Source organism: Nonomuraea sp. NPDC059194, assembly GCF_042754765.1.
Taxonomy (GTDB): domain Bacteria; phylum Actinomycetota; class Actinomycetes; order Streptosporangiales; family Streptosporangiaceae; genus Nonomuraea.
On record NZ_JBHZBH010000011.1, the window covers coordinates 94,905 to 117,437 of the forward strand.

A 22,533-nucleotide genomic window follows, 5' to 3' on the forward strand; every position below is an offset into this window, starting at 1 on the left:
CCCGATGAAGATCCTGCACACCGCCGACTGGCATGTCGGCAAGGTGCTCAAAGGCCGCTCCCGCATCGACGAGCACCGCGCGGTGCTGAGGGAGCTGGTGGCGACCGCCCGCAGGGAGAACGTGGACGCGGTCATCGTCGCGGGCGACGTCTTCGACACCTCCGCCCCCACCCCCGAGGCGCAGGCGCTGGTCATGCCCGCGCTGATGGCGCTGCGCGAGGACGGGCGCGACGTCGTCGTGCTGGCGGGCAACCACGACAACCCGCAGCTGCTCGAGGTCTACCGCCCGGTGCTGGGGGCGCTCGGCATCCAGGTCGTCGGCGCCTTCCGCCGCCCCGACAAGGGCGGCACGCTGTCCTTCACCGCCAGGACGGGCGAGCCCGTACGGCTGGCCGTCCTGCCGTTCCTGTCGCACAGGTACGTGGTGCGCGCGGCGGAGGTGCTGACCGGCACCCCGGCCGAGCACAACCGCGACTACGCCGCCAGGATCGGCGAGCTGCTCGGCGCGCTGACCGCCCCCTTCCAGCCCGACACCGTCAACATCGTGACCACGCACGGCACGCTGCCCGGCGGGGCGTTCGGCGGCGGCGAGCGGGAGGCGCAGTCGATCTTCTCCTACTACTTCGAGGCCACCGCGTTCCCCTCCTCCACCCAGTACGCCGCGCTCGGCCACCTGCACCGCAGGCAGCAGATCCCCGGCCCCTGCCCGATCTGGTACAGCGGCTCGCCGATCGCCGTCGACTTCGGCGAGGAGGCCAACACGCCGGGCGCGCTGCTCGTCGACGTCTCGCCCGGACGCCCGGCCGTGGTGCGCGAGGTGACGTTCGCGCAGGCCCGCACGCTGCGCACGGTCACCGGCACGCTCGAACAGCTCGAGGCCATGGACGTCGGCGACGCGTGGCTGAAGGTGATCGTGGAGGAGAAGCCACGGCCGGGGCTCGCCGACACCGTGCGGGAGCTGCTGCCCGGCGCGCTCGACGTGGCGCTCGACGAGCGGTTCCGGCCGGTGCGTGCCGTACCCAGGGCGTCGAGCGCCTCGCGCAGCCCGCGCGAGCTGTTCCGCGACTACCTCGACAGCAGCGGACGCCACGACGACCAGGTGGCGGGGCTGTTCGACCGGCTCTACGACGAGGTGACCGGCTGATGCGACCCCTTCTGCTCCACCTGGAGAACTTCGGCAGCTTCCGCGCTCCCCTCACCATCGACTTCTCCGACATCGACTACTTCGCGCTGGTCGGCCCGACCGGCGCGGGCAAGAGCACGGTGATCGATGCCATCTGCTTCGCGCTGTACGGCACGGTGCCGCGCTGGGGCAAGGAGAACGTCATCGCGCATGCCCTGGCTCCCTCCGCCGCCTCGGGCAAGGTCGCGCTGATCTTCGAGAGCGCCGGACGCCGCCACGGCGTGGTCCGGGCGCTCCAGCGCGACGCCAAGGGCACGGTCCGCACCAAGGAGGCCAGGCTCGACGAGCTCGACCCGGCCGTGCGGGGCGAGCTGGCCGAGGTGATGGAGGCGGTGCTGCGGCCCGTCGCCGAGGGCGACGCCGTCACCGTCGAGGTGCAGCGCGTGACGGGTCTTGAGTACAAGTTCTTCACCCAGTGCGTGGTGCTGCCGCAGGGCCGCTTCGCCGAGTTCCTGCACGCCGCGCCGCGCGAACGGCAGGACCTGCTGGTCCAGCTCCTCGACGCCGACGTCTACGAGCGGATCAGGCAGCGCGCCGTACGCGAGGAGGAGGCGAGCAAGCAGGCCGCCTCGTTCGCCCGCGACCAGCTCGGCAAGCTCGCGGGCGCCGACGCCGCCGCCGAGCAGGCGGCGGGGGAGCAGGTCGCCAGGCTCAGGGAGCTCGCCGGACGGATCGACCTCGACCTGCTGCGCGCCCGCGAGGAGGAGATCCGCAGGGCGACCGCCGACCGCGAGGCGGTCGCGGCGCGGGTCACGGCGCTGCAGTCGCTGCTGATGCCCGCCGAGGTGCCGACGCTCGCCGAGACCGCCAGGCAGGCCGCCGCCGCCGTGACGGCCGCCGCCGAGGAGGTCGCCGCGCTGGAGGCCGCCGAGCACCGCGCCCACGACGAGCTGGCCGCGCTCGGTGACCGGCAGACCCTCGCGCAGCGCCTGGCCGCCCTCGACGAGCGCGAGCGGGTGACCGCGTCCGCCACCGCCGCCGGGACCGCCGCAGCCCAGGCTCGCGACGCGCTGCCCAACCTGGCCGAGGCCGCGCGCGAGGCCGCGCGGGCGCTGGCCGCCGCCGAGCGGGAGCGCGACCTGCTGCGCGACGCCCACACCGCCGCCGACCTGGCCGCCCGCCTGTCGGTCGGCGAGCCCTGCCCCACCTGCCTGCGCCCGCTCACCGAGCTGCCGCACCACCCGGCCCTGTCCGACGTCGGTACGGCCGAGCGCGCGCTGTCGGCCGCCAGAACCGAGGCCGAGCGGGCCAGGACGATGTACGGCAAGGCCGAGACCGAGGCCGCCATGCTCGACCAGCAGGTTGCCGCGTTCGCCGCCAGGCTGGCCGAGCTGCCGCCGCCCGCCGACCGGACCGCGCTGGAGGAGCGCATCGCCGCCGTGCGCAAGGCCGACGCGGTCGTGGCCGAGGCGCGCAAGGCCGTCAGGGCGGGCCGGGCCAGGCTGGAGAAGGCGCAGCGCGCGGCCGAGGCGGCGGGGCGCAGGACCGAGCAGGCATGGCGGGAGCTGGAGGTGGCCCGCGACCGTGTTCTCAGCCTCGGCGCGCACCCTGAGGGCAACGCCCCTCCGCCCGTCGACAGGCAGGACCTCCACCGGGCGTGGACCGCGCTGATCGGCTGGCGCGACGAGGCCGGGCGGGCCGCCCGTGCCGCGCTGACCGAGCGGGAGGCGGAGCTGGCCAGGGTCGAGGCGGGCCGTACCCAGGAACGGGGCAGGCTCGTCGGCCTGCTGGCCGAGCACGAGATCGCGGTGCCCGCGCAGGCCGTACCCGACCAGATCGGCGCGGCCGTCGCCACCGCCGTCGCCCGCGCTGAGAGCAGGCTCGAACGCGTCAGGGAGGACCGCGAACGCGCCAGGGCCCTTGAGACGCTCGCCACCGAGAAGGAGCAGGAGGCCAGGGTCGCCCACGAGCTGACCCTGCTGCTGCGCGCCAACGCCTTCGAGCGGTGGCTGTGCGCGGAAGCTCTCGAACTCCTGGTCGTCACCGCCTCCGACACCTTGCGTGAGCTGTCCGACGGGCAGTATGAGCTGACGCTCGGCGGCAAGGGCGACATCGAGGTCATCGACCACGCCGAGGCGGGCATGCGGCGCAGCGCCCGCACGCTGTCGGGCGGCGAGACCTTCCAGGCCGCGCTGGCCCTGGCGCTGGCCCTGTCGGGCAGCGTCGCGCGCAGCCTCGACTCGATCTTCCTCGACGAGGGGTTCGGCACGCTCGACCCCGCCACCCTCGACACGGTCGCCACCACCCTCGAACGCCTGGCCGCAGGACAGGACCGCATGGTCGGCGTCGTCACGCACGTTCCCGCGCTGGCCGACAGGGTGCCGGTGCGGTTCGAGATCGGCCGCGACGCCAAGGGGTCGCACCTGAGGAGGGTGGGGACATGACGGCGTCCGTGACCGAGTTCACCGTCGATCCGTGGGATCCGGGCTACGCGGCGGCGCTGTCCGTCGAGGCGCTGGCCGAGCTGGGCCCGACCAGCGCCGAGCTGGTCCTCGACGTGGAGCGCGACGCCGCCGACTGGAAGCCGGTCGACCCGCCGCCCGGCACGGTCGCGCCCGAGGCGCTGCTGATCGCCGACGGGGTGCGCAGGATCGACGCGCGCGTGTGGGTGCACGACCCGTCCTCGCCGATGCCGGTTCCCGGCATCGCGGCCTCCTACGCGGCCGGAATCGTCGAGTGCGGCCCCTCGGGGGCCAGGCTCGCCGCCCTTGAGGTGGGCAGGTCGCTGTTCAGCGCCTCGCCGTACACGCCGGAGGTCAAGACCCCGCACGCGACCTACCGCGCCGAGCGGGCCTCCGGCCCGAGCATGGACGAGCTGTCGCTTGCGTTGCAGCGGCAGGTCACGCAGCTGGAGGTGGATCTGGCGGTCAAGTACCGCTCGCAGGCCGACGACCTGCTGCTCGTCGACGGGCCGCTGCGCGGGCGCACCCACCTGCCGCGCACCGTCGGCTACATCAAGACCCACCACACCGCCTACCTGCCGGGGCCGCAGAGCTCGGTCGTCTCGGCGCTGGCGCCCGGCCAGCGCACGCCCGTCTTCCTCATGGGCACCAGTTGGCGACGGCACGCCTGGTACGTGCGCCTGCCGGTCCGCTCGTCCGCGCCGTGGGCGGGCATCGCCAGGTGCGAGGCGGGCGCGGAGCTGGACCGCGACGAGGTCGTACGGCTGGCCGACACGCTGACGCTCGTGCTGCCGTCGCTGGCAGGAGTCGACTACAAGGATCCGCGCGCGCCGCAGAACCTGGTGCCCATCGGCGGTCTGGAGAAGCTGCTGCGGCACCGCCTCGGCGATCCCAAGCTCCTCTACCGGGCCCTGCGCACCGCCGCTCACTGATAGGATAGTCCTCTTTTCCTACCTATTTTGTGGATTATTGTATGGCCTATCGTGAGGACGCCCATGGCTCTCAGCCGTCTGACGGTCTATCCCCTCGGCAGCATGAGCATCACGACCTTCGTCGGGATCATGCTGCTCGTCCAGTGGCCCGAGGGCGACCCAGACAAGGCGCGTGAGGTGGCGAAGGCGTGGCGGCGCATCGCCACCCGGGTCGACACCAGCCTGCGCGCCATGGACGAGGCCGCCGAGGCGGTGTGGAAGGACGAGCACAACACCGGCCTGGGGGTGGAGGCGTTCGAGGGCTACTGGAAGGAGCGGCTCAAGCCGTACCCTCCGCAGGCCTCGGCCTACGTGCGCGGCCTGGCCAAGGTGTGCGACGACTACGCCGACGTGCTGGACGACACCCAGCGCAAGATCCTGCAGATGGCGATCATCTCCTACCTGGAGATGCTGATGTTCATGGCCTGGCCGGAGATCGGCGCGATGACGAACTGGATCGCGCGCAGGGCGATGCGGCGGGTGCAGGCCAAACTCCTGCTCAGGCTGGGCGAGTACGTCTCGGGCAGCCTCTTTTACGCCATCGCCGACCAGGTGATCGTGGACGGCGTCAAGCTGTCCTTCGGCGACGACATCGGCTCGCTGGAGGACAACCTCGTCGCCATGGCCAAGAACTTCGCCGCCGCCATGGTCTTCTACAGCGTGGATCCCGCCAACTTCAAGCGCGTGGAGAAGATCCTGCCGAAGAACGACGACCTCAAGAAGTACGTGGTGTTCCTGGCCGGATCCAGCGTCTTCACCGTGACGGCGAACGCGCTGAACCGGCCGGGCGACATCCTCGACGACCCGGCCAGCATGCTGCCGACCTGGCAGCAGATGATCAGCAAGTTCCTCGTCGGCGGCGGGCAACTGGGCAAGGGCTGGAGTCGTTAGAGGCTGTCGTAGAAGCGCCTGGCGTCCTCCAGGTACGGGGTCATGGTCTCGCCGACCGTCTCCGACAGCCTGCCGGCGGCGTCGGCCGCGGCGGCCCGAGCGGCTTCGAGCACCGCCTCGGCCAGCGCCTCGGAGCCCAGCTTCATGGCGCGGGGGTCGATCGTCAGCCCGGAGAGGGCGCCGCCGGGGGTGACCTCCAGGCGGACCAGGCCCTCGGCGGCCTCGCCGTGGCCGCGGACCTCGGCCATGCGCTCCCTGGCCTCGTGGAGGGGACGCATCTCCTCGGCGAAGTCGGCCATCAGCCTGCGGATCTCGGCGTCGATGGTGGGTTCGGTCAAGGGAACTCCGATCAGGGCTGGTAGGTGGGAGGGGCTTGGACCTTGGGCAGCGCCTGGATCGTGGCCCAGTCGGCCGCGTCAAGGGTCGCCGGCGTCATCCGCAGGCGGGCGGAGATCTCGGGATACCTGGCGCGCAACTCCTCGACGTAGGTGCCGGCCTGGGCGGCGTGCTTGACGTAGTCGTTCTTGAACTTCACGCCTCTTTCGTCGTCGCCTGCGAAGTCGCCGATGGCGGCCATGTCGGCGAGGACGGCCGCGAGCTCGGTGCCGAAGAGGTGGTGCTCGTCGTCGAACGCCTTCGCGGCGGTGGCGAAGGACGAGGTGTGGACGTCGGTGGGGGGCAGCACTCCTCCGGGCCGCGGGCCGGGGGAATCGGGGTCCTTCGGGGGCATGTGTGCCTTTCTTGGGGCGCTCGGGCGGTTGCGTCCGTATCGACCGTACTGCCAGGCGGGATTGCGGTATTACCTACCTTTTAAGAGTGTAATGCTCTCGGCTGAACGCGGCGGCGCGCACGCCCCGCCGTACCAGCGCGGGCAGGCACAGCGCGGTGCCGAACGCGCCGATCCACACCGCGGCCGAAAGCCCGGCCAGCGCGGTCACGCCGGCGGCCAGCAGCGCGCCGATCGACATGGCGCCCCAGATCAGGAAGCGGTGCACCGAGCCGACCCGGCCGAGCAGTTCGGCGGGGGCGGCCGTGTGCCGCAACGTCAACGAGGTGGGATTGAACGCGCCCTCGCCCACGCAGTGCACGATGCTGCCCGCCACCAGCCCCACCGCGCCCACCTGCGCGCCGAGGACCGGCATGGACAGGATGCCCGCCACCGACAGGATCGCCGCGCCGACCAGCGTGCGGGGCGCGCCGAACCGGCGCACCAGCCGCGCCGAGGCCAGGTTGCCGATCGGGTAGCCGGCGGCGGCCGCGCCGAGCACCACGCCGATCCACTGCGGCGACAGGCCCAGCACGTCACGGCAGTAGAGCACCAGGCTCGTCTCCACCATCGACAGGAACAGCACGTAGGTGGTGCCGCAACTGATGATCGGCTCCAGCAGCGGGTGCCCGGACACGAAGCGCAGGCCCTCCACGATGTCCCTGCGCAGCCAGCCGCGCTCGCGTACGGCCGCCTGCCGTACCGGCTCCCTGTGTTTGATCAGTGCCAGCGACAGCATGGAGGCGACGAAGCTGACCACGTTGGCGGCGATCGCGCCCACCAGGCCGAGCGCGTGGATGAGCGGACCGGCGACCATCGGGCCCACCGCGTTCGCGGCGGACTCCGACAGCGCCAGACGGGCGTTGCCGGAGTGCAGGCGCTCGCGGTCGTGGATCAGGGTGGGCAGATAGGAGGAGTAGGCCACCTGGAAGAACACCACCGCGCACCCGCTCAGCAGCACCAGGGCGAGCAGCAGGGGGAAGGTCAGCAGCCCCGTGGCGAGCAGCACCCACACCGCGCCGAACGCGACCGTCTGCACCACGTCGCAGACCAGCATCACCGTACGGCGCGGCAGCCGGTCGACGATCGCCCCCGCGGGCAGGCCGAGCGGAAGGAAGGGAAGGAACAGCGCGAAGGGCAACAGGGCCGCCTGCGCGGGCGAGACCTCCAGCGCGGTCACGGCCACCAGCGGCAGCGCCAGCTTCATGAACTGGTCGCCGAACAGGGACAGCGACTGCCCGGCCCACAGCAGGCCGAAGTCGCGACGGACATCATCGATACGGACGAGCACGAGGTCGTATCGTGCCGCCCGGTGGGCAGCCCGGCTGGCGGGATTCGGACCGCGCGGTTACGAGGTCCGGAACCCGCTGCTGAGCTCGGCTCTGGTCGGCAGGCCCTGCCAGTCGCTCGCGCTGGCCACCGCGGCGGCGCCGAGCATGGTGCCCCTGGACAGCCGCTCCTGCGGGGTCAGCCCTTCGAGTACGGCGCTGAGATAGCCGGCGACGAACGCCTCGCCCGCGCCCATGGTGTCGACGACGGGCACCGACAGCGCGGGCGCGTCGTAGCGCACCCCGCCCGAACGCACGCTGGCCCCCTTCGCCCCGCGGGTGACGACGACCTCCCTGTCGGCGGTGAGAGCGGGTTTGACCAGGTCGAGCTCGTCCTGCCGGACGAACAGGACCGAGCTCCTCTTCGCCAGCCCGCCCAGCACCTCCTCGGCCTCGCTCAGCGAGGGCCACAGCGCGGGCCGGTAGTCGACCGCCATCGACACGGGCACGCCCGCCGTCATGGCGGCGCCGACGGCGGTCTCGAGGGCGTCGCGCGGGTCGAGGCCGAGCGCGGGGGTGACGCCGGTGATGTGCAGCAGACGGGAGGCGGCGATCCGGTCGATGGGAACGTTCCCCGGCGACAGCCGCGAGCCCGCCGACCTGGTGCGGTAGTGGGTGACGCGGGGCTCGTGGCCGACCCTGGACTCCTTCAGCAGCAGGCCCGTGGGCGCGGTGCCGTCCTCGCGCATGTCCGAGACGTCCACACCCTCGCCGCGCAGGACCGTGGTGACCCTGGCGCCCAGTTCGTCGGCGCCCACCTTGCCGAGGAAGCTCACCCGATGACCCAGCCTGGCCAGCGCGACCGCCAGGGTGAATTCCGGTCCGCCCACGTCGATTCGGGCCTCGCTGTCGTGGCGAACCCTGCCACTGGACACCACTCCGAGGGCTTCGCCCATCGTGTAGACGTCACTCATGTGACGAACACTACAGAGTAACGAATTTTCCCATCAGAACCGCAGGTCACATAGATAGTGGTTTTCTGAGCAAAACTTTCGCCCGTCTTGAGTCAACCTTTTCTGGCTAGGGTGCCTCTAAGTGGTAGAGGGGGTCGGGCAATCCCGAGCTTGACCCCATCGAAACGGGGAGAGGAATCAGCACCCTCATGAAGAAGATCGCAGCAGGCCTCATCGCCGCCACTATGGGTGGCGCTCTGCTCGTCACCGGCGGCACCGCCGCCCAGGCTCGCACCGCGCTCGACGTCCAGATCCACGAGATCCAGCCCGACCCCGTCGTCGTCACCAAGGACGGCGAGACGACGGCCACGTTCTTCGTCGAGGCCACGAAGGACGCCAAGGTCGAGCTCAGGGTCGAGCCGGTCGGCATCCGCACGTTGGCCGCCAAGCACGTCAGCGTCATTCCCAACGGCACTGACTGGAAGTTCACGGTCCCCTTCAACGCCGGCGACGAGGGCAAGTGGCGCGCCATCGCCACCGCCACCAAGGGCGGCGAGACCGACCGCGACAAGGCCTCCTTCGAGGTCACCGTCAAGGGCGGCAAGGCCGACACCCGCGTCACCAGCTTCAGGGCCGGTCCCGACCCGGTGAAGAAGGGCCGCACCATCTGGTTCTCCGGTCGCCTCCAGGTCGACGACGAGGGCTGGGAGGGCCTGCGCGGCGGCGAGGTCGAGATCTACTTCCGCGCCAGCGGCTCCAGCGGCTGGAAGTACGTCACGAGCACCGAGAGCCGGTGGGGCGGCAAGTTCTCCGCCAAGACCCGCGCGTGGAAGAGCGGCACGTTCAAGGCCGTGTACGAGGGTGACGACGACACCAACGGTTCGGAGAGCCGTACCGACTGGGTCCGCGTCTACCGCTGGCACCGCTAAGCACCACTGAGAAAGCCGGTTCGCGTCCGCGCGGACCGGCTTTTTCGCGTCTTCGAGGTTTGCCGATCTGGATGAGTGACGGGCAGGTGCCGGGGTAACGCCTCAGTATGGAGCAGTTGAAGGACTTCAACCCTTTCGACCTCTTCGACACCGAGGCGAACAGGCTCGACGGGTTCTTCGCCTCGCTCGACGAGGAGGGATGGAACCGGCCGACCCGCTGTGCGGGCTGGTCGGTGCGCGACGTGCTCGCGCACCTGGCGGGGGAGGAGCTCTACAACCACGCCTGCCTCGACGGCGACGTGGACGGCTTCTTCGCCACGGTCGAGCGGGAAGGCGTCAAGGGGTTCGACCAGTTCAACGAGTGGTGCGTGCGGCAGCGCCGCGACCTGCCCGTCGAGCAGGTGCTGGAGGAGTGGCGGGACAAGAACGGGGAGACGCGCCAGCGGATGCGCGCGCTCGGCCGCGAAGGCGTCCTGCAGACGTCGGTGGGGCCCTACCCGGCGGACATGCAGACCTTCCACTACGACTCCGAGTACGCCACGCACGCCGACGACGTGGATGCGCCCGTCTCCGATGCCGAACGCGAGCAGCGCACCTGGTGGCGGCTGCAACTGGCCAGGCAGGTGCTGGCCGAGCAGGGCGCGAAGGTGCAGGTGGAGTCGATGGCCGACCATGTCTGGGTGTACACGGGCGGGGTCAGCGCCAGCATGTCGTTCCCCTCGTTCGTCGAGGCCACGGTCGGCAGGACGACTCCCGAGCACGAGCTCGACCCCGAGATCGCCACGGTGCTGCGCTGCTTGGCATGAGACTGGATGAAGAGAGAAGGGGGAAAGGAGGCGGCCATGTGGCAGCGGCACCCCGAGGGCGCGGAACCGGTCAGCGCGCGCAGCCCGCTGCGGGCCAGGAAGATCATGTCGTCGATCGCGCTGCCCGTCGCCCTGGTCGGGACGATCGTCTTCGCTGTTCTCGCGATGCGCTCGGGCAGGGAGGTGTGGTGGTGGGAGATGGCCATCGCGGCGGCGGTGGCGGTGGTCGCCGCCGTCGACCTGGGCGTGCTGCACTACCACCACCGCCGGACGCACCGCTGACCGCCCGCGCCTGCGCGTCCGTCACGTGCGGCTGATGGTCGCGCCTGCGCGTCGGTCACGGGCCGCCGACCGCCCGCGCGTCCGTCATGCGCGGCTGACCGTTCGCGCCTTCCGGCCCGTCGCCCTGTGGAGCGCGGCGGTCAGGTCGGCGGCGGAGAAGACGGGCAGCACGGCGGCCAGATGCCCGTCCGGCCTGACCAGGTGCACGCTGTCGCTTCCCGCACCGAGCGACGCCGGGATGATGCCCAGGTCGGGTAGCGCGATCACCTCGACGGACATCGTGCCCGCCACGGCCGAGGCCGCCGCCGCGACCCTGTCCTCGCGCGCCACCAGCACCACGAAGCCGTCACCGAAGCGCTGCCGCAGCCGCCCGCCCCGCACCCGGGCGTCGGGGCAGAGCACGCCGGGCACCGGCGGGCGTGCCGCTCCCGGCTCGGTCGGCACCGCCACCGGTACGGCGGGCGGAGTGGTCAGCGGGGAGTCGACATACCAGTACGGCTCGGCCAGCTTGCCCGAGTCGATCGACCTGCGCGCCTCGGGATCGTCCACGGCCCGTTCCAGCACCCGCCTGCGCCACTCCCACTGCCCGGGGCTCTGCGGCACCAGGAACTCCATCGTCCTGCCCGTCACCGCCAGGTTGACCAGCGCGGCGGCCCGCCGTTCGAGCTCGTAGGTGTCCAGGAGCGCGCTCGGCGCGCCCTGCCGTACCAGGGCCAGCTTCCACGCGAGGTTCTCCGCGTCCTGCAGGCCCGAGTTCAGGCCCCGCGCCCCGAAGGGCGCGAACAGGTGGGCGGCGTCGCCGGCCACGAACGCCCGCCCCCGCCCGAACGCGGCGGCCACCCGGGAGTGGAAGCGGTAGACCGTCAACCAGACGATCTCGTACGGCAGGCTGCCGGTGATCCGCCTGATCATCGCGTCGAGGTCGGCCGTGGCGGGGTCGAAGCCGGGCGGCACCTGCCAGTCGATCCGCCACACCGAGTCGGGGCACTGGTGGACGAGCACCTGCCGTCCCGGGTTCCACGGCGGGTCGAAGTAGAACCGACGCTCGCTCGGGAACGGCAGCGACGCCTTGATGTCGCAGATCAGGAACAGGTCGTCGAACGACCGCCCGGGGAAGTCGATCCCGGCCAGCCTGCGCACGGCGCTCCTCGGACCGTCGGCCCCGACCAGGTGGGTGCCACGCACCGGGCCCTCGCGGGTGAGGACGTCCACGCCGTCGGCGTCCTCGTGATAGCCGGTCACGGCGCTGCCGTACCTGAGGTCGATGAGCGGCTCGGCGGCGACGCGGGCGCACATCAGCTCCTCCACCCGCGCCTGCGAGATGTTGATCCACGGCGGCACCTGCGCCCTGGGGAAGGTGACGGAGAACAGCTCGTGCTCGCGGAAGTAGGTCCGTCCCGTGGTCCAGGTGACGCCCTCGGCGACCATCGCGGCGGCGACGCCCACCCTGTCGAGGATGTCGAGGACGTCGCGCTGGAAGCAGATCGCCTTCGAGCCCGTGGGGTCGCGGCGGGCCGCCGCCTCCAGCACCACCGTCGGCACCCGCCACCTGGCCAGCAGCAGCGCCGTGGCCAGCCCTACCGGGCCGGCCCCCGCGATCACGACTGGAGCTGGTCCCATACCGCCCTGTCCCGTTCCGCCGTCCAGATGATGGGCCGTTCGATGCCGTCCAGCTCGTCCCAGAGCCTGGAGACGTTGAACGGCAGGCAGTGCTCGAAGATCGGCCATCGGCCGTAGCGCGGCTCCAGCGCGGCGTGGGCGGCCTCGAACGCCTCCTTCAGCGTGCCCGCCCGCCGCCGTACCGCGCCGACCTCGCGCAGCATGACCTCGAGGAAGTCGCGGGTCTGCCCGATCGCCGCGCCCACCTCCTTGGTGACCGCGCCTCGCCCGCCGACCAGCGTCTCGGCGCCCAGCGCGGCCACCCGGTCGAGCGTGGTGGTCGACCACTCGCGGTGGAAGGCGTCGCCGGTGTAGAGGGCGGCCTGCGCCTCGACCAGATCCCCGGCGAACAGGATGCGCTCGTCCGGCAGCCACGCCACGAGGTCGCCCTCGGTGTGGCCCCTGCCCAGGTGCTTCAGCTCCAGGAACCTGCCGCCGCCCAGGTCGATCCTGACCTCGTCGGTGAACGTGAGCGTCGGCCTGGTCAGGCCGGGGATCGAGCCGGGGTCGGTGAACAGGCGCGGCATCCTGCCGTACTCCGACGCCCAGTCCTGCAGGCCGCGCTCCTCGATGAGGAACCTGGTGTTCTCGTGGGCGACGATCACGTCCGCGCCGAACGCCGACGCGCCCAGGACCCTGACGGCGTGGTAGTGGGACAGGACCAGATAGCGGATCGGCTTGTCGGTATGCTCGCGCAGCCGCTCCAGCCAGCGCCGGGCGGCGGTCGGGGTGGCCATGGCCTCGAAGCAGACGAGGAAGTCGTCGGCCTCGATCGCGCCGACGTTCGGGTCGCCCTCGGCGGTGAGCGCGTAGACGCCGTCGCCGATGACTTCCAGGGTCTGCGTCTTGTCGGCCAGGTCGGCGGAGGAGGCGAACGCGCGCATACCCGGGTCTCTACCCGCGTTCTGGTTGCGCAAAATGGCGACGTCGTCGTCGTTGCAGGTAAGCATGCCTTGAGTCGGTCGATCCGACGTCATGCGCACGCAAGCGAACCTGCAAGCACTTGCAATGACTTACGCGGAACGGCGTATTATTTGCGCATGACGCGACGACTGGCAGAGGTGGCCAAGAAGGTCGGCGTGAGCGAGGCCACCGTGAGCCGGGTGCTGAACGGCAAGCCGGGGGTCTCGGAGGCGACCCGCGAAGCCGTGCTGACCGCACTCGACGTGCTCGGCTACGAGCGTCCCACCCAACTGCGCGGCGATCGCGCCCGGCTGGTCGGCCTGGTGCTGCCCGAGCTGCAGAACCCGATCTTCCCGGCGTTCGCCGAGGTCGTCGGCGGCGCGCTGGCCCAGCAGGGCTTCACCAGCGTCCTGTGCACCAGGACCGTCGGCGGCGTCTCCGAGGCCGACTACGTCGACCTGCTCCTGCAGCAGCAGGTGTCCGGCGTCGTCTTCGCCGGAGGCCTGTACGCCCAGGCCGACGCCTCCCACGAGCACTACGAGCTCATCCTCGAACGCAAGCTCCCGACGGTGCTGGTCAACGCCGCCGTCGAACATCTGGGCTTCCCCCAGGTCTCCTCCGACGACGCGGTCGCCGCCGAGATGGCGCTCGGCCACCTGCGCGCGCTCGGCCACGAACGCATCGGCATGGTGCTCGGGCCCAAGGACCACATGCCGTCCAGGCGCAAGCTCGAGGCGTTCCTGGCCCGGGGCGGCGACTACGACCTGGTCGAGTTCACGATGTTCTCCCTCGAAGGGGGCCATGCCGCCGCCACCAGGCTGTCGCGCAAGGGCGTCACGGGCGTCATCTGCGCAAGCGACCTGCTCGCGCTCGGCACGATCAGGGCGGCCAGGCGGGCGGGGCGCGAGGTGCCCGCCGACCTGTCGGTGATCGGGTACGACGACTCGGCCCTGATGACCTGCACCGACCCGCCGCTCACCACGGTCCGCCAGCCGATCGACGCGATGGGGCGGGCGGCCGTCGACCTGCTCGTGGCGTTGATCGACAAGGCGGTGGTCCCGGCGGACGAGCTGCTGTTCGAGCCCGAGCTGGTCGTCCGCGCCTCCACGGCCCGCGTCCACTGACCCACCCACCCGGCCCGATGGCTCTAGCGTCTAGTGCGGTGACCACGAACGTTCACCGGCTCGAGGAACAGCGCTGTACTGCTTGCGCTGGCCGTCCTGGTTGCCCTCCACTGTCGTATCGACAGCGAAGCGATCGATGGAGGAGGAGCGCAATGGCCGAGCGCGGGCGCGGCGGTTGTCCGATCATGAAGGGCAAACGCTGCAGCGGCTGGTGCGGCGCGGAAAGCACGACTCGGTCCGGGTCCGCCGCGCGTTGATGGTCATGGCGTCGGCCAGCGGGACGCCGGTGACGGCGATCGCCCAGCTGGTCGCGGCCGATGAGGACACCGTGCGTGATGTCATCCACGCCTTCAACGAGCGGGGGCTGTCCGCGCTGGACCCTAACTGGGCGGGACGCCGTCCCCCCCGCATCACCAGCGATGACGAGGACTTCATCGTCCAGGCGGCCACCACCCGGCCCGAGAAGCTGGGCCGCCCCTTCACCCGGTGGAGCATCCGCAAACTCCTCGCCTACCTGGCCGACAACCCGACCCGCATCGTGGTGATCGGCCGGGAGCGGCTGCGGCAGTACTTACGCGAGCACAAGATCTCCTTCCAGCGCACCCGGACCTGGAAGGAGTCCACCGACCCCATCGGGAGGCCAAGCTGGACCGGATCGAGGAGGTCACCACCCGCTTTCCGAACCGGTGTTTTGCCTTCGACCAGTTCGGGCCGTTGTCGATCCGGCCGCAGCCCGGCTCGGGCTGGGCGCGCGAAGGCAGACCCGAACGCTGGCCGGCCACCTACCGGCGCGACCAGGGCGTGCGCTACTTCCACGGCTGCTACAGCCTGGGCGATGACCAGTTGTGGGGTGTCGTCCGGACGCGCAAGAGCGGCGCCCACACGCTGGCCGCGCTCAAGAGCATCCGCAAGGCCCGCCCCGACGGCGCGCCGATCTACGTCATCTTGGACAACCTGTCGGCCAACACCACACCGGCCGTCCGTGCCTGGGCGGCCAAGAACAAGGTCGTACTGTGTCTGACGCCGACCTATGCCTCCTGGGCTAATCCGATCGAGGCGCAGTTCGGACCGCTGAGAACGTTCGTGGTCAGCAACTCTCATCATCCCAACCACACCGTGCAGACCCGTCGGCTTCAGGCCTACCTACGCTGGCGCAACGCCAACGCCCGTCATCCCGACGTGCTGGCCGCCCAACGCCGCGAGCGCGCCCGTGTCCGCAGCGAGAAACAACGCCGCTGGGGCCGACCGCTCGTCCGAGCAGCCTGATCACTCAAGCAGGTGAACGTTCGTGGTCACCGCACTAGCCGCACACCCCTCGGCGAACGATGCCCATGTAGTCGTTCTATTTCAATCTATTGGCAAAATATTACAAGGATCTGTAGCTGTGGCCCGTCCACCGATCCGGCGAAGTAGGAGCCCGACCGGAGCTTGTTGCCCGTTAGCAGTGACGGGCCAGTTCGGGGAACTCTTGCCGCGTCTGTCGCGAGGCCGTCCCTTTGAGGGGGTTGACGAGTAACACCCAGCGCCGGAACTTGGTGACGAAAACCAGTGCGCGTGCAGGACGAAATCGCAGTGCCTGCCGTTCTGAAATCGCTGTCGTCGACCATCGACCAACCGTAGGGTGAGGGCGTGCAGTTGCGTTACGCCCTCCGCATGGATCCGACGCCGGGCCAGGCACGGCTGAAGGTGGCCCGTCAGCACACCAAGGCCGCCGACGCGCGCCGCGAGTTCCACTACCAGACTTCCACGAAGATTATCTGTGAGGACCAAACAGTGGTCGTGGACTCGTCGTCCTCGATGACGGCGAAGTCGAAGACGATCCGGTGCGGGACATGATCGAGGTACTGACGTCGTTGTATGCCCGTCTGTACGGTCGCCGCTGCGCGAACGACCGCGCCCGCAAGGCCCTGGAAGCTGCGGCGGCCGATGACTGAGCCGAACAAGAAACAGCTGCGCGCCATCGATGCGCCGTTTGTCGCGCTCGGGCCGTCTGGGGTGGCGATACGCGACCGTCTCAAGCACCTCACGCCCCAGGACGAGACGGTCCTCCGGCTGGTAGGTGATCATCTGGGCTCTCTGGCGTCCCGTGACCTCAAGCAGCGTTGTGCGGATGGCCTGGAGCACTCCGCGGGCACGTGGGCGGCCCGTAAGCGGGACCTGACCGCCGAGTCCTCCTCCCGGTGGGCCGGTTCGATCACCAAGGCGAGCCACGATCAGTGGGCGCTGTCGCGCCGCTGCCAGCTCGCGCACATCCATAGCCTCGAAGCCGGTGTCCGTACGCTGAGGCACCGGCTCTCCCAGCCCATCGGAGCGAAGGCAACCGAGCGGGCGCCGGGCGGATACCGCTCCGAGCACGAGTGGTTCATGAAGTCGCGCCGTCTGGCAACGCTTGAGGACCGGCTGGAGCGGGAGCGGGCTGAGCGTGAGGCCGGTATCGTGCACGTGGTGCGCGGCGGTCGCCGTCTGCTGGGCACCCGGCACAACCTCGCCAAAGCCCAGCTCAGTGAGCAGGAGTGGCGGCAGCGGTGGGAGGCGGAGCGCTGGTTCCTGGCCGCGGACGGCGAGTCGGGCAAGCGGTACGGCAACGAAACCCTCCGCCTCACCCCCGAAGGCGAAGTGTCGATCAGGCTGCCCGCCCCGCTCGCCCCCCGGTCGGCGACCCGCACCGCTTCTTCTACGACCTGTCCGGCACCGCCAGCCACCGCGACGCGCAGATCCGGCATGCCATCACCCGGCTCCTGCACTGGGCCAAAGGTGCCGGTGTGGCCGCGATCGGTATCGAGGACCTGGACTTCACCGCCGAGAAGACCCGCGAGAAGCACGGCCGTAACAAGCGGTTCCGGCAGCTCATCTCCGGCATCCCCACCGGCAAGCTCAAGGCGCGGCTGGTGTCGATGGCCGCCGAGATGAATGTGTCCATCGTGGCCGTTGATCCGGCCTACACCTCGCAGTGGGGCGCGCAGCACTGGCAGAAGCCCATGAGCACGCCCCGCCGGAAGACCACCCGTCACGATGCCGCGAGCATCGCGATCGGACGGCGCGCCCTCGGGCACCCGATCCGGCGACGGACGACACCGCCCCAGCATCACCAGAGCGATGGTGCTGGGCATCGGACCGTCCAGGCCGATCGTGGTACCCGGGGGCGTGAGGAAACCCGCCGCCCCGTCACGGAACGTGCACATGATGCACGTAGCCGGACAGGGAACATACAAGGAACGCGGGCGACCGCGCATCCATCACCGTTCGGGATGCGCGCAGTGCCGGGCAGCGGGTCCAAGACCCACTCCTGATCACTGATGAGGAACGGTTAGGAGTGCGATGTCCTGGTGGCGGGGCGCCGCGATCTACCAGGTCTACCTGCGCAGTTTCGCCGACGGGAACGGCGACGGCGTCGGCGACCTGGCCGGGCTGCGCGACCGCCTGCCGTACCTGAAGGAGCTGGGGGTGGACGCGATCTGGCTCAACCCGTGGTACCCGTCGCCGATGGCCGACGGCGGCTACGACGTGGCCGATTACCGCGACATCGAGCCGGTGTTCGGGACGCTGGCAGAGGCGGAGCGGTTCATCGAGGAGGCCCACGACCTGGGCCTCAAGGTGATCATCGACGTGGTGCCGAACCACAGCTCCACCGCCAGCGCCTGGTTCCAGGAGGCGCTGCGCGACCGGTCCAAGCGCGACCGGTTCTGGTTCCGCGACGAGCCGAACGACTGGCAGTCGATCTTCGGTGGGCCCGCGTGGACCCAGGTGGACGACGGCCAGTGGTACCTCCACCTGTTCGACCCCGGGCAGCCCGACTTCAACTGGGACAGCCCCGAGGTGCGCCAGGAGTTCCACGACGTGCTGCGCTTCTGGTTCGACAGGGGCGCCGACGGCATCCGCGTCGACTCGGCGGCGCTGCTGGTCAAGTCGGCGACCGCCGTCGAGGACCTCGACGGCGTCCACGACATCTACCGCGGCTGGCGGCAGGTGGCCGACGAGTGCGACGACCGGATCCTCGTCGGCGAGGTGTGGCTGCCCGACCAGGAGCGCTTCGCCCGCTACCTGCGCCCCGACGAGCTGCACACCGCGTTCAACTTCGACTTCCTCGCCTGCCCGTGGGAGCCGGGGGAGATGCGGGCCCGCATCTCGCTGACGCTGGCGACGCACGCCTCCGTGGGCGCGCCGCCGACGTGGGTGCTGTCCAACCACGACGTCGCCCGCGTGGTCACCAGGTACGGCCGCGCCGACACCTCATGGGACCACGCCGCGCGCAGGGACGGCGTGCCCAGCGACCTGGAGCTCGGCCACCGCAGGGCCAGGGCGGCCGCGCTGCTGGCGATGGCCCTGCCCGGCGGCGTCTACGTCTACCAGGGCGAGGAGCTGGGCCTGCCCGAGGTCGACGACATCCCCGACCAGCTGCGCCAGGACCCCATCTGGACCAGGTCGGGGCACACGGTGCCGGGGCGGGACGGCTGCCGCGTACCGATGCCGTGGTCGGGCGACGCGCCGCCGTTCGGGTTCGGCTCGGGTGCGGGCGAGCCGTGGCTGCCGCAGCCACCGGAGTGGAAGGAGCTGACCGCCGAGGCGCAGACGGACGACCCCGGCTCCATGCTCACCCTTACCGCACGGCCCTGCGCCTGCGGGCGGACCGGCTGGGTGACGGGTCACTGACGTGGCTCAAGATGGGCGACGACGTGCTGGCGTTCACCCGCGACTCGGGGGTGGTGTGCGTGGTGAACCTGGGCCCCCATCCGGTACGGCTCCCGCCGCACTCGGCGGTGCTGGTGTCCAGCGGCCCGATCGGCGACGGCCTGCTGCCCGGCGACACGGCGGCCTGGCTGGAACCCTGAAGCCGGACGCAAAGGATCAGCGGACGGCTTTCAGGTTGAGGATCCACAGGTCACGACCCTCGGAGTCGCTCCACGCCAGCATCGTCCCCGGGTCGTTCCTGTCGCCCAGGCCGACCGCCATCGAGGGGTCGGGGGGGTCGAAGGTCGCCAGCGTCCCCGTCCGCAGATCCTTGATCACCTGTAGCCCCGCCCGCACCCGCAAGACCACGAACCGGTTCAGCACCGGCCCGTCCGTCGTCGAGCCCGGCAACTCGACCGTCCCAGACCCGTCCGTCCGGCGCGCGACCGTCATCCGTGAGATCGCGTGCCGTTCCACACACCAGTCGGGCGAGCACCGCTCCACCCCTCGCCCGCTGGTCACGAACTCCCTGGACCGGCCCGACTCCAGGTCGTGCCGTATCCCCTTCGCCAGGTCGGCCGCCCACGGCCACTCCAGCAGCCGCAGCCCGTCGCGCACCTTCGCCCTGCTGCCCTTTCCCGACAGCGGTTGGCGGTAGATCGCCTTGCCGGTGTCCCACAGCAGGTTGCCGCCGCCGAGCTGGAAGTGGATCTCCGGCGGCGCCGTCCTGTCACCTGTCGCTGCCCTCGTCACCAGCCGGGGCTTGCCGCCCTTGACCGGCACCCGCCAGAACCGCTTCTCCATCGTGTCGTCCGCGCGCAGCCCGAGCGCGCTCCACACCACGAACCGCCCGTCGGTGGCGAACCACCGCACCTCGTCATCCGGAGGCAGCCGCGCGAACCTGCCGATCCGGCCGGTGACCGCGTCGTAGACGTCCAGCCGTACGTCGTCGTGGCCGAGCCGTCGCTGCGCCAGCAGCACCACGCGGCGGTCGTCGATCGCGATGGCCGGCTGGTAGACCAGCCCGTCGGCCGAGCGGGCGGGCAGCCGGGAGACCGCGCGCGGCCACACCTCCTGGGCCGCCCTGGCCAGCCCGACCCTGGAGGGCGCGGGGCGGGCGGTGGCGGAGACGTGGTCGGCGGGCGCCGCCACCGTGGGCCTGACCAGCACGATCAGCCCGGTCACCGTGGCCAGCGCGAGCCCCGCGGCCGCCGCCGACCGCAGCCGCCTGCTGGTACGGCGCCGCCGTAACCGCGACAGTCCCGACAGCAGGTCGGCGGGCTCAGCCGTCGCCGCCGCCGCGTCGAGGGTCCTGACCAGGTCGTCCTGTCTGAAGGCGGCGGCCTGGTCGCGCACCCTGGCCGGGGGCAGGTCGAGGACGCGCGCGATCTCCTCGTTCGACAGCCCGCCGTACGAGCGGAGCACGATCACCGCCCTGGGCAGCGCGGGCAGCTCGGCCAGTTGCCGCCAGATGTCGGGGTCGCCGCCGTGCCTGGCGATGTCGGCCCCTGGGACGCCGGGCCCGTGGCGGCGCCGCCGTCCCGTCACGAACAGGCGGGCCATCGCCGTGCCGATGAAGGTGTCTGGACTGTCGGTCTTCCTCACGTCCAGCCGCGCCAGCGCCTCCTGGGCCAGCCGGACGCCTTCGCGCTGGTCGCCGGTGAGCACGAGGCCGTAGCGCACGAACCTCATGCCCTTGATGAGGACGAAATCGGTGAAGTCGCCCGGAGGACCCATCCAGCCACCTCCGTGGCCAGCATCTCAGGCCGATTCGCGGATGACCAGTTCGGTCGGCAGGATGACCGGATCGGCGGGGCCGCCCTCGAACAGCCCGAGCAGCAGCCGCGTCATGGCCGCGGCCTGCTCGAAGATGTGGTGGCGGACCGTGGTCAGCGGCGGGTCGGTGTACTTGGCGGCCTCGATGTCGTCGAAGCCGACTACGGCCACGTCGTCGGGCACCCTGCGCCCTGCCTGGCGCAGCGCCTGGAGCGCGCCCACCGCCATGAGGTCGTTGCCGCAGAAGACCGCGTCGAGGCCGGGGTCGTCCTCCAGCAGCTGCCGCATCGCGATCGCGCCCGACTCGCGGGTGAAGTCGCCGATCGCGACGATGGAGCGCCGGTCGGAGTCGCGCAGCACGTCACGGTAGCCGGCCAGCCGGTCCAGCCCCGCGATCATGTCCTGCGGCCCGGCGATGGTGGCGATCCTGCGCCTGCCCGAGGCGACCAGATGCCGTACGGCCTCGGCCGCCCCGCCCACGTTGTCGTTGTCCACGAACGGGATGTCGATGGGGACGGCGGGCCTGCCGTACGAGACGACGGGCACCCGCATGCGCGCGATCGCGGCGGGCAGCGGGTCGGAGCCGTGCATGGAGATGAGCATCACGCCGTCGACGTGCCCGCTGGCGATGTAGCGCTCGATCCGCGCATGGCTCTTGGCCGAGCTGGTCAGCATGAGCACGACCTGCTTGTCGGCCGCCTCCAGCTCCGCGCTGGCCGATCTGATGACGGTGGAGAACATCGGGTCCTCGGAGAACACCCTGGTCGGCGGCTCGGAGAAGACCAGGGCGATCGAGTCGGTGCGCTGGGTGACGAGGCTGCGCGCCGCCGGGTTGGGCACGTAGCCGAGCTCGTCGACCGCGCGCAGCACCGCGTCGCGGATGTGCGGGGCGACCGTCGCCTGCCCGTTGACCACCCGGGAGACCGTGGCGCGCGACACCCCCGCCCTGGCGGCGACCGCCTCCAGCGTGGGGCGCTTCACCCCTTGACGCTTCCGGCAAGGAGCCCGCGGACGAAGTAGCGCTGCATCGACACGAAGACCACGAGAGGAATGATGACAGATACGAACGCCCCGGCGGTCAGCCGCTGCCACTCGTTGCCGCGGGTGCCGGCCATCTGGGCCAGCCGTACCGTCATGGGCGCGCTCTCCTCGGTGCCGCCCGCGAAGATCAGCCCGACGAGCAGGTCGTTCCACACCCAGAGGAACTGGAAGATCGCAAAGGTGGCGAGCGCGGGCGCGACCAGCGGCAGCACGATCCTGCGGAAGATCGTGCCATGGGTGGCGCCGTCGACGCGGGCCGCCTCCATCAGCTCGTGCGGAAGCTCCGACATGAAGTTGTGCAGCAGGAAGACGCCGAGCGGCAGCGCGAAGCAGGTGTGGGCGAACCAGACCTGGACGAACCTGCCCGCGCCCTCCAGGTTCCAGGCGGGCGTGAGCGGCACGCCGAACACCTCGACGCCCTGGGAGAAGAACGACAGCAGCGGCACCAGCGCCATCTGCAGCGGCACGACCTGGAGCGCGAAGATCCCGATGTAGATCCAGTCGCGCCCCTTGAACGGCAGCCATGCCAGCGCGTAGGCCGCGAAGGCGGCGAAGGCCAGCGGGAACAGCACTGACGGCACGGTGATGACGATCGAGTTGATCAGGAAGCTGGCCAGCCGCCCCGAGGAGGAGGACGTGCCGAACAGCACCTCCTGGTAGTTGTCGAAGGTCAGGGCGGGCTCGGAGAAGAACGCCCCGGCCACCCGCCGGTCCAGGTGCCGGTCGTGACCACGGTAGACGGCGCCCATGCCACCCCGGCCCAGGGGCAGGTCGTCGAGCTCATAGCGGTCACCGATGACCATCCGCCCCTCCCGTTCCCCTCCAGGACAAGCCCGCACGAGACCCTCTGGGAATCTACAGCAACCCGGTGGATCTTGATCGCTTGCGGCGAAGGCGCACGCGTCTTCCAG

Annotated in this window: 19 protein-coding genes and 3 pseudogenes; 13 read left to right on the forward strand and 9 right to left on the reverse strand. The window is 70.9% G+C overall.

What is annotated here, in order from left to right; all coding sequences use genetic code 11:
• Positions 1-4: 4 nt before the first annotated feature.
• From ACFXJ8_RS16440 to ACFXJ8_RS16455, 4 genes are all read left to right on the forward strand, one after another.
• Complete coding sequence (locus tag ACFXJ8_RS16440; protein ID WP_379644730.1) at positions 5-1,144, forward strand: exonuclease SbcCD subunit D; 1,140 nt, start codon at positions 5-7, stop codon at positions 1,142-1,144.
• The gene (locus tag ACFXJ8_RS16445) at positions 1,144-3,567 is read left to right on the forward strand and encodes an AAA family ATPase (RefSeq protein ID WP_379644731.1); all 2,424 of its coding nucleotides are present in this window, start codon (positions 1,144-1,146) and stop codon (positions 3,565-3,567) included. The genes ACFXJ8_RS16440 and ACFXJ8_RS16445 overlap by 1 nt, the downstream gene beginning before the upstream one ends.
• Positions 3,564-4,517 carry a hypothetical protein gene (locus ACFXJ8_RS16450; RefSeq protein ID WP_379644732.1) on the forward strand — a complete coding sequence of 318 codons (954 nt, stop codon included), beginning with the start codon at positions 3,564-3,566 and terminating at the stop codon, positions 4,515-4,517. The genes ACFXJ8_RS16445 and ACFXJ8_RS16450 overlap by 4 nt, the downstream gene beginning before the upstream one ends.
• A gap of 102 nt (positions 4,518-4,619) precedes the next feature.
• A complete protein-coding gene (locus tag ACFXJ8_RS16455) occupies positions 4,620-5,447 on the forward strand; it encodes a hypothetical protein (protein ID WP_379644733.1) in 828 nt (275 codons plus the stop codon).
• Here the strand turns inward: ACFXJ8_RS16455 and ACFXJ8_RS16460 are convergent.
• The 4 genes from ACFXJ8_RS16460 to ACFXJ8_RS16475 form a co-directional block, all read right to left on the reverse strand.
• Positions 5,444-5,785 (reverse strand): YbaB/EbfC family nucleoid-associated protein, encoded by a 342-nt coding sequence (locus ACFXJ8_RS16460; protein ID WP_379644734.1) that lies wholly within the window; start codon positions 5,783-5,785, stop codon positions 5,444-5,446. The two genes, ACFXJ8_RS16455 and ACFXJ8_RS16460, sit on opposite strands and share 4 nt — an antisense overlap.
• An 11-nt stretch (positions 5,786-5,796) precedes the next feature.
• Complete coding sequence (locus tag ACFXJ8_RS16465; protein WP_379644735.1) at positions 5,797-6,177, reverse strand: hypothetical protein; 381 nt, start codon at positions 6,175-6,177, stop codon at positions 5,797-5,799.
• A 73-nt stretch (positions 6,178-6,250) separates the two neighbouring features.
• Positions 6,251-7,504, reverse strand: a complete 1,254-nt coding sequence (locus ACFXJ8_RS16470; protein WP_379644736.1) for an MFS transporter — start codon at positions 7,502-7,504, stop codon at positions 6,251-6,253.
• Positions 7,505-7,561: 57 nt separating this feature from the next.
• A complete protein-coding gene (locus ACFXJ8_RS16475; RefSeq protein WP_379644737.1) occupies positions 7,562-8,455 on the reverse strand; it encodes a sugar kinase in 894 nt (297 codons plus the stop codon).
• Between the two features lie 188 nt (positions 8,456-8,643).
• On the opposite strand from ACFXJ8_RS16475, the gene ACFXJ8_RS16480 reads away from it, so the two are divergent.
• The 3 genes from ACFXJ8_RS16480 to ACFXJ8_RS16490 all read left to right on the forward strand — a co-directional run bounded on the left by ACFXJ8_RS16480 (position 8,644) and on the right by ACFXJ8_RS16490 (position 10,451).
• Positions 8,644-9,363 carry a hypothetical protein gene (locus ACFXJ8_RS16480; RefSeq protein WP_379644738.1) on the forward strand — a complete coding sequence of 240 codons (720 nt, stop codon included), beginning with the start codon at positions 8,644-8,646 and terminating at the stop codon, positions 9,361-9,363.
• 107 nt (positions 9,364-9,470) lie between these two features.
• Complete coding sequence (locus ACFXJ8_RS16485) at positions 9,471-10,169, forward strand: maleylpyruvate isomerase family mycothiol-dependent enzyme (RefSeq protein WP_379644739.1); 699 nt, start codon at positions 9,471-9,473, stop codon at positions 10,167-10,169.
• 36 nt (positions 10,170-10,205) lie between these two features.
• Complete coding sequence (locus ACFXJ8_RS16490) at positions 10,206-10,451, forward strand: DUF6343 family protein (protein ID WP_379644740.1); 246 nt, start codon at positions 10,206-10,208, stop codon at positions 10,449-10,451.
• 84 nt (positions 10,452-10,535) lie between these two features.
• Here the strand turns inward: ACFXJ8_RS16490 and ACFXJ8_RS16495 are convergent, their stop codons facing one another.
• The gene (locus tag ACFXJ8_RS16495; protein ID WP_379644741.1) at positions 10,536-12,071 is read right to left on the reverse strand and encodes an FAD-dependent monooxygenase; all 1,536 of its coding nucleotides are present in this window, start codon (positions 12,069-12,071) and stop codon (positions 10,536-10,538) included.
• Complete coding sequence (locus ACFXJ8_RS16500) at positions 12,050-12,994, reverse strand: MBL fold metallo-hydrolase (RefSeq protein WP_379644803.1); 945 nt, start codon at positions 12,992-12,994, stop codon at positions 12,050-12,052. The genes ACFXJ8_RS16495 and ACFXJ8_RS16500 overlap by 22 nt, the downstream gene beginning before the upstream one ends.
• A gap of 156 nt (positions 12,995-13,150) precedes the next feature.
• Here ACFXJ8_RS16500 and ACFXJ8_RS16505 point away from each other — a divergent pair, with 156 nt between their 5' ends.
• From ACFXJ8_RS16505 to ACFXJ8_RS16530, 6 genes and pseudogenes are all read left to right on the forward strand, one after another.
• Positions 13,151-14,137, forward strand: coding sequence for a LacI family DNA-binding transcriptional regulator (locus tag ACFXJ8_RS16505; protein ID WP_379644742.1), 987 nt, complete (start codon positions 13,151-13,153; stop codon positions 14,135-14,137).
• Positions 14,138-14,273: 136 nt separating this feature from the next.
• Positions 14,274-15,403: pseudogene (locus tag ACFXJ8_RS16510) on the forward strand (IS630 family transposase).
• 363 nt (positions 15,404-15,766) lie between these two features.
• Complete coding sequence (locus ACFXJ8_RS16515) at positions 15,767-15,973, forward strand: hypothetical protein (protein ID WP_379644743.1); 207 nt, start codon at positions 15,767-15,769, stop codon at positions 15,971-15,973.
• A pseudogene (locus ACFXJ8_RS16520) lies at positions 15,913-16,071 on the forward strand (IS607 family transposase); the annotation flags it as partial. The gene ACFXJ8_RS16515 and the pseudogene ACFXJ8_RS16520, both read left to right, overlap by 61 nt.
• Before the next feature lie 828 nt (positions 16,072-16,899).
• Positions 16,900-17,427 (forward strand): hypothetical protein, encoded by a 528-nt coding sequence (locus ACFXJ8_RS16525; protein WP_379644744.1) that lies wholly within the window; start codon positions 16,900-16,902, stop codon positions 17,425-17,427.
• 28 nt (positions 17,428-17,455) lie between these two features.
• Positions 17,456-18,966, forward strand: a pseudogene (locus ACFXJ8_RS16530) (alpha-amylase family glycosyl hydrolase).
• A 16-nt stretch (positions 18,967-18,982) separates the two neighbouring features.
• On the opposite strand, the gene ACFXJ8_RS16535 reads toward ACFXJ8_RS16530, so the two are convergent.
• From ACFXJ8_RS16535 to ACFXJ8_RS16545, 3 genes are read right to left on the reverse strand one after another with little or no spacing between them, the layout of a single operon-like run.
• Positions 18,983-20,542 (reverse strand): sigma factor-like helix-turn-helix DNA-binding protein, encoded by a 1,560-nt coding sequence (locus ACFXJ8_RS16535; RefSeq protein WP_379644745.1) that lies wholly within the window; start codon positions 20,540-20,542, stop codon positions 18,983-18,985.
• A 24-nt stretch (positions 20,543-20,566) separates the two neighbouring features.
• On the reverse strand, positions 20,567-21,562 hold the full coding sequence (locus ACFXJ8_RS16540; protein ID WP_379644746.1) for a LacI family DNA-binding transcriptional regulator: 996 nt from the start codon (positions 21,560-21,562) through the stop codon (positions 20,567-20,569).
• A complete protein-coding gene (locus tag ACFXJ8_RS16545; RefSeq protein ID WP_379644804.1) occupies positions 21,559-22,371 on the reverse strand; it encodes a carbohydrate ABC transporter permease in 813 nt (270 codons plus the stop codon). The genes ACFXJ8_RS16540 and ACFXJ8_RS16545 overlap by 4 nt, the downstream gene beginning before the upstream one ends.
• Positions 22,372-22,533 lie beyond the last annotated feature (162 nt).